Origin of the sequence: Sporomusa malonica (assembly GCF_900176355.1) — a bacterium.
GTDB lineage: Bacteria > Bacillota > Negativicutes > Sporomusales > Sporomusaceae > Sporomusa > Sporomusa malonica.
In genome coordinates, this window is sequence record NZ_FWXI01000006.1 from 104814 (window position 1) to 117154 (window position 12341).

11 protein-coding genes are annotated in these 12341 nt (G+C 41.9%); all 11 read right to left on the bottom strand.

What is annotated here, in order from left to right; translation table 11 throughout:
• Positions 1-40 precede the first annotated feature (40 nt).
• The 11 genes from B9A22_RS08785 to B9A22_RS08835 all read right to left on the bottom strand — a co-directional run bounded on the left by B9A22_RS08785 (position 41) and on the right by B9A22_RS08835 (position 12298).
• On the bottom strand, positions 41-862 hold the full coding sequence (locus B9A22_RS08785; protein ID WP_084575353.1) for a PHP domain-containing protein: 822 nt from the start codon (positions 860-862) through the stop codon (positions 41-43).
• Positions 859-2361, bottom strand: a complete 1503-nt coding sequence (locus B9A22_RS08790; protein ID WP_084575354.1) for a leucyl aminopeptidase — start codon at positions 2359-2361, stop codon at positions 859-861. The genes B9A22_RS08785 and B9A22_RS08790 overlap by 4 nt, the downstream gene beginning before the upstream one ends.
• Before the next feature lie 113 nt (positions 2362-2474).
• Complete coding sequence (locus tag B9A22_RS08795) at positions 2475-2735, bottom strand: stage V sporulation protein S (RefSeq protein ID WP_075755210.1); 261 nt, start codon at positions 2733-2735, stop codon at positions 2475-2477.
• 134 nt (positions 2736-2869) lie between these two features.
• Positions 2870-3391, bottom strand: a complete 522-nt coding sequence (locus B9A22_RS08800) for a hypothetical protein (RefSeq protein WP_084575355.1) — start codon at positions 3389-3391, stop codon at positions 2870-2872.
• A 164-nt stretch (positions 3392-3555) separates the two neighbouring features.
• Positions 3556-5100 carry a ribonuclease Y gene (rny, locus tag B9A22_RS08805; RefSeq protein WP_084575356.1) on the bottom strand — a complete coding sequence of 515 codons (1545 nt, stop codon included), beginning with the start codon at positions 5098-5100 and terminating at the stop codon, positions 3556-3558.
• Positions 5101-5269: 169 nt separating this feature from the next.
• Positions 5270-5719: a regulatory protein RecX gene (locus tag B9A22_RS08810; RefSeq protein WP_084575357.1), complete on the bottom strand. Its 450-nt coding sequence runs from the start codon at positions 5717-5719 to the stop codon at positions 5270-5272.
• Positions 5719-6777: a recombinase RecA gene (gene recA, locus B9A22_RS08815; protein ID WP_084575507.1), complete on the bottom strand. Its 1059-nt coding sequence runs from the start codon at positions 6775-6777 to the stop codon at positions 5719-5721. The genes B9A22_RS08810 and recA overlap by 1 nt, the downstream gene beginning before the upstream one ends.
• Positions 6778-6914: 137 nt before the next feature.
• Positions 6915-8489, bottom strand: coding sequence for a DEAD/DEAH box helicase (locus tag B9A22_RS08820; protein ID WP_245823902.1), 1575 nt, complete (start codon positions 8487-8489; stop codon positions 6915-6917).
• Between the two features lie 12 nt (positions 8490-8501).
• On the bottom strand, positions 8502-9749 hold the full coding sequence (locus B9A22_RS08825) for a competence/damage-inducible protein A (protein ID WP_084575358.1): 1248 nt from the start codon (positions 9747-9749) through the stop codon (positions 8502-8504).
• A gap of 167 nt (positions 9750-9916) precedes the next feature.
• Positions 9917-11245, bottom strand: a complete 1329-nt coding sequence (gene rimO, locus B9A22_RS08830; protein ID WP_084575359.1) for a 30S ribosomal protein S12 methylthiotransferase RimO — start codon at positions 11243-11245, stop codon at positions 9917-9919.
• A gap of 18 nt (positions 11246-11263) precedes the next feature.
• Positions 11264-12298, bottom strand: a complete 1035-nt coding sequence (locus B9A22_RS08835; RefSeq protein WP_084575360.1) for an ABC transporter substrate-binding protein — start codon at positions 12296-12298, stop codon at positions 11264-11266.
• Positions 12299-12341 lie beyond the last annotated feature (43 nt).

Below are 12341 nucleotides of genomic sequence, written 5' to 3' on the forward strand. Positions count from 1 at the left end.
AATAAACACCTTTGCAGGTGTTGTCAAGTAAAAGTAATTTTTACATTGACAAAGTATCAACCAGATCGGCTGAAATAGTAAATACACCGAGTTTCTCAGGGTACCGGCCGGGAATAGCATGAAAGTCAGAGCCACCTGTTATTTTTAAATTATATTTACTGGCAATAGCTAAATACCTGCTAGTCATCGCCTGATCATGTTCCGGATGATAAACCTCCAGCCCATGCATACCTGCTTTAATCAAATTTAAAACTACATTATCATCACCAATTAGCCCAGGGTGAGCCAATACCGCAATGCCTCCAGCCTGTTCTATCAGTTTAATAGCTTGTTCTGGAGTTAATTTATAGTGTGGAACATAGGCTGGCCCATTCTTAGCTAAAATCAAATCAAAAGCCTCTGATACGGTTTTAAAATAGCCATTTTCTACAAGCACTTTAGCCACATGTGGACGCCCTATAGCCATAGCCTGACCGGCAAACTCCAGCACTCTTTTGTAATCAATTGAATAACCTAATCGATTAAGCTTCTCAACCATTGTCTGAGAACGACGCAATCGGTCCTGGAGGATAATTTCTAATTGATCTCTGAGTTTACAATTATCAATATCCATAAAATAGCCTAAAATATGAACTTCGTGCCGCGGCAAATCGGTGCTAAACTCTATTCCTGGAATAACTGACAGCTTGGACACTGCATTGTTAATACATCCGGCCTTTCGTAACTCTAGGTGTGCCGCAACAGTATCATGATCAGTAATAGCGATATAGCTTAAGCCAGCATCTTGAGCCTGACGGAAAACCTCCAGCGGCGATAGTCGACCATCTGATGCAGTGGTATGAATGTGTAGATCGGCAATCATAATGTACCAAGATTAGTAGCGAGCTGGATTAACGTCCGGACTCCTGCACCTGTGCCGCCTTTATGATTGTATCCCTTCTCTTTATCAGCATCTGATGTCCCGGCAATATCAACATGAACCCATGGAGTTTTTTCGGCAAATTGTCCGATAAACAATCCAGCAGTGATCGTGCCCGCTGGGCGGCCACCACTATTTTTGAGATCTGCTATTGAGCTTTTTATTTGTTCAAGATATTCTTCATCGTTGGGAAGTTCCCACATTTTCTCATTAGCTTGTTGAGCGGCGCTAATAACTGTGTGACACCATTCACGGTTGTTGGTAATAACACCAGAATAAACAGTGCCCAAGCCAACGACGCATGCTCCTGTTAATGTTGCCAAATCAATAATTTTAGACGCACCAAGCCTTTTGGCATAGGTGACAGCATCAGCCAAAATTAAACGGCCTTCGGCATCGGTATTTAATACCTCAATTGTTTTACCACTCATGGAAGTAATGATATCCCCTGGCCTCAAAGCACTCCCTGATGGCATGTTCTCAGTACATGGCACTAGTGCTAAAATATTAACCTTAGGTTTTAGTTGTCCAATAGCCATCATTGCCCCTAATACAGCGCCGCCGCCAGCCATATCTCGCTTCATTTCGTCCATATTCTGACTAGGCTTTATTGATATACCGCCACTATCAAAAGTAATCCCTTTTCCAACATAGGCTATAGTTTCTTGGCTCGTTGGATTTCCCAGATATTTTAAAACAATGAGTTTTGGTGGTTCAACACTACCTTGGGCTACCGCCAAGAGAGCACCCATACCATTTTGCTCCAAATCTTCTTTTTCCAGCACGTTTATCTCTAAACCATACTGTTTTGCTATCTCCCCAGCATACCAAGCCATCTTAGCTGGGGTCATATAATGGGCTGGATGATTTATCAAGTTACGAGCATAATTGACGCTTTCCGCAACTATTCTGCCACGCTCAGCACCCTTATTGATCGCATCAAGCTTTATAGAGTCGCTTTCGATTATTAAGAGATCTTCAATATTAGGCACTTCATCTTTGGCTGATTTATAGTATCTAAACTGATACAATCCCATTATCGCACCCTCGACAATAGCTTGAGCTGCTTGACTATCATCTAGCCCAGCGCTACCGGCACCATGTACAATGGTCGCTACCGTTTTAGAACGCACTTTTCGGGCTGTCCGCATTGCAACAGCCATAAGTGCACGGGCTTTGTCCAGTGAAAATTCACTCTTTTTCCCTAATCCAAGAAGGATAATACGTTTGGCACCAAGAGCTCCAAATGTATGTACAATTGTTGTTTCTCCATATTTACCACATCCGGGCATATCACGAATGATTTCGCTTATATGACCATTTAACGCTTTGTCTACCGCTCCGGTCGCACCGTCAGGAACCAAAACGCCTTCAAACAGGTTAACGATTACAGTGTCACACAAAAATTCGATTACCGACCCGTTAATTATTTCGATATTCATTTTTCCACTCCTCGAATTGATATCTTCTAAGCATTATTATATTATGCCATAAAATGCTTTACTAAAACAGTAAAACCTGTTCAGTACGAACAGGTTTTGAGTCGATTCTATTATTAACGAGGTTCAACAATTAATTTGATAGCAGTCCGTTCTTCACCATCAATAAGAATATCAGTGAAGGCAGGGATGCAAATTAGGTCAACACCATGCGGCGCTACAAACCCTCTGGCGATTGCAACTGCTTTTACAGCCTGGTTGAGTGCCCCTGCGCCGATTGCCTGAATCTCGGCACCGCCACGTTCTCTAAGCACTCCGGCCAAGGCCCCTGCTACAGAATTGGGATTAGATTTTGCTGATACTTTCAAGACATCCATGTTTTATGTGCCCTCCTTTGATTAAAAAAACGTTATTAGTCCTATGAATTAGATATATTCGTTGTACGGGAAAAAATTCCTTTTTGTATATCCAAAAAAATCTAATTATTACAACAAATACACGTTCCCATTCATTATTTATTAAACACAAAAACACGCCCGTCCTCACGAATCCCAATAAGACTATGATCGTCATGATCTTTTCTGCGCATATTCTCAAGCATATCTTCGATTACTTCTTCTTGGAAAAGGAGGTCTTCTTCCAACATAGCGTCATTACGATCAGCAACTAACCGATCGGCAAATCTATCTCTCAGCAGTTTAATCGTAAGGCCAATCTCACCGCGCGACATGGTATGTACGTCCCGGCGAATAGTTAACATAGCCACTTGCTCATATGAACTAAGGTCAACATCAATGCGACCATTGGTTACGCCTTCAAGCAATTGATAGGCTGCAATACTATTAATAATAAGCTGCTTAGCAACTTCAAATTCCTTAGCAGTAGGTATACCGGAAATCATAAATGTAAGTGCAAGTGAATTTGCCTCAGGATCAAAATTGATTGTACCAATTTCAGGATAACGCACTAACATGGATATAAGCAGGTTTGCCCCATCAGAAACTTGTTGGTCATTCTGGCAAAGCTCAGACATTATTTTCACCGTCCAATATGTTTGTAAAAATATATAATCACTGCAAAGTTTCAGATTAAATATTCTCTAGAAGAGATATAAATCCTCTTTTAAATTATTGGAAAAAAACTAAAAAACGGCTTTTACCTTAAAAGGTAGAGCCGTTTTAGATAGCTTGTTAATTTCTATTTGGCATAATCAACAGCGCGTGTTTCGCGAATAACTGTAACTTTAATCTGACCAGGATATTCGAGTTCGCCTTCAATCTTCTTTACAATATCCCGCACCAAACGAACGGCTGTTAGGTCGTCAATCTTATCTGGCTTAACCATAATACGAATTTCGCGACCCGCCTGAATCGCAAAAGATTTCTCTACGCCATCAAATGATTCAGCAATTTCTTCCAATCGTGTTAATCGCTTAAGATAGCTTTCTAGAGTCTCCCTGCGAGCCCCTGGCCGAGCGGCAGATACTGCATCAGCAGCTGCTACGAGCACTGCTTGAATCGTCTTAGGCTCTTCATCACCATGGTGAGCAGCAATAGCATTAATAACCTCAGCCGATTCACGGTATTTCTTGGCCAAGTCAGCGCCAATTGTTACATGAGGGCCTTCGACTTCATGATCTACAGCCTTTCCAATATCGTGAAGTAAACCAGCACGCTTGGCTAACATTACGTCTACACCAAGTTCAGCAGCCATAACTCCAGCTAAGTGTGCTACTTCGATTGAATGCTTGAGTACATTTTGACCATAGCTAGTACGGAACTTTAATCGTCCGAGAAGTTTTATCAGTTCTGGATGCAGGCCATGAACTCCAGTTTCAAATGTAGCCTGTTCGCCTGCTTCCTTAATTTTCTGTTCAACTTCCTTTTGTGCCTTTTCAACCATTTCTTCGATACGAGCAGGATGAATTCGACCGTCAACGATAAGTTTTTCCAACGCAATTCTGGCAACTTCCCGCCGGACAGGATCAAATCCAGATAAAATAACTGCCTCAGGTGTATCATCAATAATCAGATCGATACCGGTAAGTGTCTCCAGTGTACGGATATTGCGGCCTTCCCGTCCAATAATCCGACCCTTCATCTCGTCATTAGGCAAAGCAACCACAGATACAGTTGTTTCTGCAACATGATCAGCGGCACAACGCTGAATAGCTAACGATATAATTTCTCTGGCTTTCTTATCCGCGTCTTCTTTAGCCTGTTGCTCTAAATCTTTGATAAGCATTGCTGTCTCATGTTTAATTTCTTCTTCAACATTAGCAAGCAGTAAGCAGCGGGCATCTTCTGATGTCAAACCTGACAGTCTTTCGAGTTCGGTTTGTTGCTTGGCATAAAGTTCATTAATTCTTTCTTGACTTTTATCCAACTCAGCTTCTTTGCGGCTAAGAATCTCTTCTTTCTTTTCGAGAGAATCGATTTTTCGGTCAAGGTTTTCCTCTTTTTGCACCAAGCGCCGTTCTAAGCGTTGAAGTTCTGTACGGCGTTCTTTAATCTCCCGTTCAAGTTCGCTTCTCTGTTTGTGGATTTCTTCTTTGGCTTCTACCAATGCTTCTTTCTTTTTGGATTCGCCACTTTTCTCAGCATCTTCTAAAATTTTTCTGGCTGCATTCTCAGCAGAAGCGATTTTGGCTTCAGCTATATTCTTACGTACCCAATAGCCTCCACCCGCACTCAACAGTCCGACTAAAATTGCGGTAATAATAATCTCTACTATAAGTTCCACCTCCTTATCAAAATACTGGTATTAAGGGTAAAGCCGAGTTTTACTCGGCATTTAAAAGTAGCTTTTCAATTGCTTTACAGCACTCAAGCTCTCCTAAAAGTTTACCTAATTCGATTTAACATGGGTTCACGATTGGATAATTTTATTGTAATTGTTTTTCAAAGGGGTGTCAAGGCGCCATGTCCCTAAGGCGCTCTAAAACTTTACTAACAGTTGCAGACCTAAACCCTTTGGCATACAAACGGCGTACCACTTTACCCATATCTTGACTCTCATCCCCACTAAAATGTTTTAATGCTAATTTGAGAGCTGCGTGATACTCAAATTCCTCATCCCAGTCCGCTAGCTTCGCCTTAATCAAAGCAGCAGGCAGACCTCTGCGTCTTAACCTTATAAAAGACTCTTTCGAGCTATATTTATTTATCTCCGCATACTTTGCTAGCAGCATATTACAAAGCGCGGCATCATTCAGATAGCCGCGCTCAGTAACATATTCAATAGCTTGATTTACCGCTAGCTCATCGTAGTTTTGTTTTAAAAGCTTTTGTTTAAGCTCATATTGACTATAAGCTCTGAACTTTAAAAGCCGAACAGCAGCTTCAGCTATAATCATATTCATCAGGCTTCAAAAGCCTCATCATCATCCTCACCAGCTACTCCGTCATCACGCAGTACGTTATCAAGTTTGGCATCGCCAGCTAAGAGCGTTTCGCGAATTTTACGGTCTATCTCGTCGGCCATTTGGCGGTTTGCTTTTAAAAACTCTTTAACGTTTTCTCTGCCTTGTCCGAGACGCTGGTCATTATAAGAAAACCATGCTCCACTTTTGTTTATAATATCAAGGCTAGCGCCAATATCAATTAAACTACCTTCACGAGAAATACCCTCACCATACATTATGTCAAACTCTGCCTGTTTAAATGGCGGAGCCACTTTATTTTTAACAACCTTAACTTTGGTACGGCTACCAACAACTTCATTACCTTGCTTTAAAGTCTCGGATTTGCGAACATCTAAACGAATTGATGAATAAAATTTCAGAGCACGCCCCCCGGTAGTCGTCTCCGGATTACCAAACATAACACCGACTTTTTCACGAATTTGGTTGATAAAAATGACAGTAGTTCGCGATTTACTAATAATACCTGTCAATTTACGCAATGCTTGGGACATTAAGCGGGCATGTAACCCGACATGAGAATCCCCCATATCACCATCAATTTCGTTTTTGGGGACTAAGGCAGCTACCGAGTCAATAACAATAATATCAACAGCTGCACTCCGCACCAATGCCTCCGCAATCTCAAGGGCCTGTTCACCATTATCAGGCTGAGAAATTAAAAGATTCTCAATATCAACACCAAGCTTTTTGGCATAAAGCGGGTCAAGAGCATGTTCAGCATCAATGAACGCAGCAATTCCGTCCAATTTTTGTGCCTCAGCTATAATGTGTAAAGATACAGTAGTTTTACCCGATGATTCTGGCCCGAATATCTCAACAACCCGCCCGCGTGGCACTCCGCCAACTCCAAGCGCAATATCTATCGGTAATGAACCTGTAGGAATAACCTCAATATTCATTTTTGCGGCAGCTTCGCCAAGCTTCATAATCGCGCCTTTGCCAAAATCTTTCTCTATTTGGCGCATAGCGTTCTCAAGTGCTTTAAATTTATCCATCTCTCGGTTCTTTTCAAAGTCTTTTGTCTTATCCATGTATTTTAGACCTCCCCCGATAACTATACCACCATTTTACAAACATTTGTTCGTTTTGTCAATAATAACATCATCGTTGGAGCCTTATAGTTGCATACTATTTAACGTCCTTTAGCCGGTTCAATATTGATGCGATGTCCCTTTATCGTATTCTTATTCATGACTGACATCACTCGTTCTGCAACACTTTCAGGAACTTCAACAAAAGTGAACTTATCATAAATGTTTATTACTCCAATAATACTGCCCTGAATGTCTGCTTCTTCCGCAATAGTTCGAACAATATCTTGTGGCTGAATTCTCTGAGCCCGTCCCGCATTGATAAATAACCGTACCATACCTGGTTCGGCTCCAGTGTTACCAAACTGCGCTTTTTCAACGACTTCCTGCTCTTTATAACCCTCTTGAAATAATTTTAATGCCGCCGCAGCAAGATCAATCGGATCATAATCTGTCGCCAAATCAGCTACAATACTGCTGTATGCATCAAAACCGCCTCTGGTCATCGTCTGCGTAAGCTGATTTTTAATAACTTCAGTCTGCCGCTCAAGAATATCGGCCGGTGATGGAAGCTGACGCCGTAGTATGCGAGTCTTGACTTCTTTCTCAATAAGCTTTAGCTGCCTATATTCACGCGGCTGAATAAAAGTCATAGCTACACCTTTTTTACCAGCACGTCCTGTGCGGCCAATCCGGTGGACATATGACTCAGGATCTTGGGGAATATCATAGTTTATAACATGAGTAATATGTTCAATATCTAGTCCTCTGGCGGCAACATCAGTGGCAATAAGTATATCTAACTTGCCATCCCGAAATTTTTTCATAACTCTATCACGCTGAGCCTGACTTAGGTCGCCGTGCAATCCGTCTGACATATAGCCTCTTGCTGATAAAGAGGCAACTAAATCGTCAACACCTTTCTTAGTACGGCAAAAGATAATAACTCGGCCAACTGTTTCTGAGTCAAGCACCCTGCATAACCCATCAAGTTTATCGCGAGTTTCATAATATATCTGATCAATAAGCGGCACCGTAAGCTGTTCTTTACTGATAGTTACCGTTACCCGGTCTCTCATATATTTATTCGCTAGTGCCATTATTTCCGAGGGCATCGTAGCAGAAAACAGCAGTGTTTGGCGCTCGGAAGGAACGTGTTGAAGAATGGTTTCAATATCGTCAACAAAACCCATGTCCAGCATTTCATCAGCTTCATCAAGTACTAATAACTTAACATTATCGAGCTTGATGGTATTTCTACGAATATGATCAAGTAGACGGCCAGGAGTCCCAACTACTACCTGCACACCTAATTTAAGTGTTCTAATTTGCCTTTCGATTGCTTGCCCACCATAAATTGGCAGTGTTTTTATGCGTTTGAATTTCCCGATTTTAGCTAATTCCTCAGATACCTGAATAGCCAGTTCCCGAGTCGGCGTAAGTACAAGCGCCTGTATATGTTTAGCTTCCGATATCCGTTCCATAATAGGTATGCCAAATGCCGCTGTTTTACCGGTACCGGTTTGAGCCTGACCTAGAACATCGTTCCCAGCTAATACCAGCGGAATAGTTTGGCTTTGAATGGGTGATGGTTCTTCAAACCCCATTTCAGTGATTGCTGCTGTCGTTTTCTTACTTAAAGATATGTCACCAAATAAAGTTACCGCGTCTTTCAATACAAAAACCCCCTATATAGTACGCAAATAATGACGTAAGTGATTAAGGGCGGCTAAAGCCGTCCTGTGCTTTACGTCAGTGCGATTCCCGTTAAAATAATGTTGATAACAGACTCTTCCTGCTGGACCCTCAATAGCAATGTAGACAAGTCCTACCGGCTTGTCGGCAGTTGCTCCATCCGGACCGGCTATCCCAGTAATGCCAATACCAATACTGGTACAATATTTTTCTTTAATACCTTTGGCCATGCTCTCAGCAGTCTCTTGACTTACAGCACCGTTACTAGCAATTATTTCCGCCGAAACGCCAACATGGGCTACTTTAACCTCATTACTGTAGCAGATCACTGATCCTATTAAATAACGAGAACTGCCTGGAACATCTGTAATGCGGCTGGTTACAAGGCCACCTGTACAAGATTCCGCTAACGCTATTGTCAACTCTTTCTCCAAGAGCAACTTGCTCACAGACTTCTCCAGGGTTTCATCGTCAATACCAAAGATATATTCATTTATTAGCGGACGAATTTGGCCCTCAAGCTCTGTAATCAGTTGCAACGCGTCAATTTCGCTAGCTGCTCTTGCGGTAATGCGGACATGTATTTCACCATTCCTAGCTAATAAGGCAAGGGTAGGATTCGATTGGGATAGGATATATTTTTTAATTTTTTCTTCTAAAGCCGACTCTCCCAAGCCATATGTACGTAGTACTCTAGATACAATAGCACCTTGAATGCCAAATTGATTCTTAAGATATGGCATAATAGAGGTTTCAAACATTGCTGATAACTCATGCGGAGGTCCTGGCAAATTGATGATTATTTTTCCTGATGTTTGATCTTCAACAATTACTCCTGGCGCTGTACCACATGTATTGTCAATAATCTTGGCACCTTCAGGCATCATGGCCTGCCGTAGATTATTATCTGACATACATATGCGTCGTTCAGCAAAATAACGTTGTATCCGCTCTGCACTGGGCTCATGAAAATACATTGATTTGTTTAGCAGTGAAGCCGTTACTTCTTTAGTAATATCACCTTGCGTAGGGCCTAACCCCCCGCTTGTTATGACAATGTCGGCCCGCGCTAAAGCTGTTCTTAAGACATTTTTCATCCGCTCTCGGTTATCGCCAACAGTAGTCTGATATAGTACGCTGAAACCCAGTTCATTTAACTGGGCAGCTAAAAATGGTGCATTAGTATTTACAATTTGACCTAAAAGTAGTTCAGTGCCGGTACTCACTAATTCTACAATCATCGCATTCCCTCCTAACATTATGCATTCGCGGCATAATCAGCAATTCCTTTCAATTAATAGATTTTGTCGAAAAAATTAACTTTTAGTACTAACTATTTAACAAAAAATAGCAGAGCTTGGCAGTCTCTACTATTTTAAGCCTGCATTATATTATTATGCGGCCAGTATCACTTTCTTTCAGCCAATAAGTCATAAGTAAATCCCTGTACAATTTCTGCTGGCACTAGCTCTCCCAATGGCAAGCTGGCCGCACCCTCTACATAAATACGCCCATCAACATCAGGCGCTTCCCGGTACGACCTACCGAACGCTACATCAGGCTGCTCAGGGTTATAACCTTCAATTAACACATCCAGCATCTTGCCTTCCATGTCGCGATTTAAATCTTCCGAAATCTGGCACTGCAGTGCCATCAATTCATGATAACGTTCATCTTTAACACTATCAGGTATTTGCTGCTCTAGGTTCCCGGCAGGAGTATCCTCTTCCTGGGAGTAGATAAATACCCCTACCCGTTCAAATTTTTGCTCAAGCACAAATTGCTTGAGTGACTCAAAATGGCTCTCTGTCTCACCTGGAAATCCGACAATGAAAGAGGTACGGATAACGACTCCTGGAATAGCGGCACGAATTTTACCTAATAACCTTTCAATCTCTATGCGTGTATCACGGCGGTTCATAGCCGACAGTATTTCGTCATGAGCATGCTGGAGTGGTAAGTCAATGTATTTGCAAATCTTTGGCTCGTTGGCAATAAGCTCAATAAGCTCATCATTGAAGTATTTAGGATAACAGTATAGCAGCCTAATCCAGACAATACCTTCAATTTTTACAAGCTCCTTAAGCAATAACGCTAATTGTGGCTTGCCATAACGGTCACGCCCGTAACTAGTAGTATCTTGAGCAATTAGGTTTATTTCCTTTACTCCCTGCTCGGCAAGTTTTTTTACCTCGCTTACAATTGATTCCACGGGACGACTCCGATAGCTGCCGCGCACCAGAGGAATTACACAATACGAACAGCAGTTACTGCAACCTTCAGCGATCTTTACATAGGCGCTGTAAGATGGAGTAGTGGTGATACGCCGCATGGTTTCGTCATAAATGATATCTGTTTCACCAATAAGCAAAACACGTTCGCCAGCAAGAACGGCATCAACTGCTTCCATAATACGAGGCCATGCACCAGTACCAACAATTGCTGATACTTCCGGCAGCTCGTCTAACAAATCTTGCTGATAACGCTGCCCTAAGCAACCTGCTACAATAACACCGCGGCACTTGCCATCCCGTTTAAAATCAGCCATCTGAATAATAGTAGCGATTGATTCTTCCTTAGCAGAGTCAATAAAACCGCAGGTATTAACAATTAAAATATCCGCAGCATGCGGGTCGTCTGTAATCTGTATATCATTATCTGCCAAAATACCTAACATTACCTCTGTATCCACAAGGTTTTTGGCACATCCTAAACTGACAAATCCTGCTTTTAGCATTAATTATGGCTTCCTCCCTTATTGTATCCCCAGGCGCACTGCCTGAACCCACTTATCTAATAGTTTGCGCTGCTGTTCAGGCAAATACATATCATGATGATCAATTAGCTGTATATTTTTAGTGGCATACTCCCTATGCAGGCGGGTTTCTGGGTTTGTCGGCACAAAATAGAACTTATGATGCTCCATAGCAAAATGTGCCCCCTCCTGAGTCAACCAATCAATAAACTGTTTTGCTTCGGAAGCATAAGCCGCCCCTCGTACCAAGCCCACGCCAGTCAGCAGGTAAGCTGTACCGTCTTCAGGGTAAATTATTTCTACCGGAAAGCCATCCTTCGCGTACCTCATGGCCTCGCTGTGAACAGCAATTGCAATATCAACTTCACCCATACTAGCCATTCTCGCTGGGGTTGCTAAAAATTTTGCATATTGCACAATTTGCGGGTGAAGCTTCTTAAGAAAGCTAAATGTCTGCTCCTCGCCATTAGCCGCGACCAACGTGTATAAAAGATTAGCCGCAGCATCGGCTGCGAGAAAGTCAGTCATACCAAATTTCACCTTGGAATCTAAAGGCAAATCAGACCACTTTGTTGGCTTTTTTAGTGCCTTTTTTAGGTAATCTTGGTTCGAGGCAAAAATTATAGGATCATACCAAACACCAGTCCAGTAGCCATCATTATCTTGAAATCTACTTGGTATTATGTCCGTGTATTCAGATTGATAGGGTATTAGAAGCGCGTTACTTCTGGCTTGTTTTAGTGTTTTGCGGTTAGCAAGAATCAGGTCAGCTTGCGGTTTTGATGATTCTTCTACTAACTTATTGAGCAATTCCTTCTCATTAAAAGGTGCAATATTTACCCTGACTTTCGCTACCCTTTCGTATTCCTGAGCTAACGCAGATACCTGTTCAATAGGCAGCGTAGTATAGACCATAATTGTTGTCAAACTATTTCTATTTTCCTTGCCGGCATAGCCTGCAAGGTATGTGGTTCCCGTAAGCGCTAATATTATTAAGAAAAACGATATTAAAAATAATGGTAGATAACGTTTCATAAGTTACCTCCGCATTTAGTCGTCTGAAATAAATAGTTAAGGC

Excerpts from the sequence above, each read along its gene's own strand:
- B9A22_RS08785 (WP_084575353.1), bottom strand. The coding sequence starts at position 862 with ATGATTGCCGATCTACACATTCATACCACTGCATCAGATGGTCGACTA.
- B9A22_RS08790 (WP_084575354.1), bottom strand. The coding sequence starts at position 2,361 with ATGAATATCGAAATAATTAACGGGTCGGTAATCGAATTTTTGTGTGAC.
- B9A22_RS08795 (WP_075755210.1), bottom strand. The coding sequence starts at position 2,735 with ATGGATGTCTTGAAAGTATCAGCAAAATCTAATCCCAATTCTGTAGCA.
- B9A22_RS08800 (WP_084575355.1), bottom strand. The coding sequence starts at position 3,391 with ATGTCTGAGCTTTGCCAGAATGACCAACAAGTTTCTGATGGGGCAAAC.
- B9A22_RS08810 (WP_084575357.1), bottom strand. The coding sequence starts at position 5,719 with ATGAATATGATTATAGCTGAAGCTGCTGTTCGGCTTTTAAAGTTCAGA.
- recA (WP_084575507.1), bottom strand. The coding sequence starts at position 6,777 with ATGGATAAATTTAAAGCACTTGAGAACGCTATGCGCCAAATAGAGAAA.
- B9A22_RS08825 (WP_084575358.1), bottom strand. The coding sequence starts at position 9,749 with ATGATTGTAGAATTAGTGAGTACCGGCACTGAACTACTTTTAGGTCAA.
- rimO (WP_084575359.1), bottom strand. The coding sequence starts at position 11,245 with ATGCTAAAAGCAGGATTTGTCAGTTTAGGATGTGCCAAAAACCTTGTG.
- B9A22_RS08835 (WP_084575360.1), bottom strand. The coding sequence starts at position 12,298 with ATGAAACGTTATCTACCATTATTTTTAATATCGTTTTTCTTAATAATA.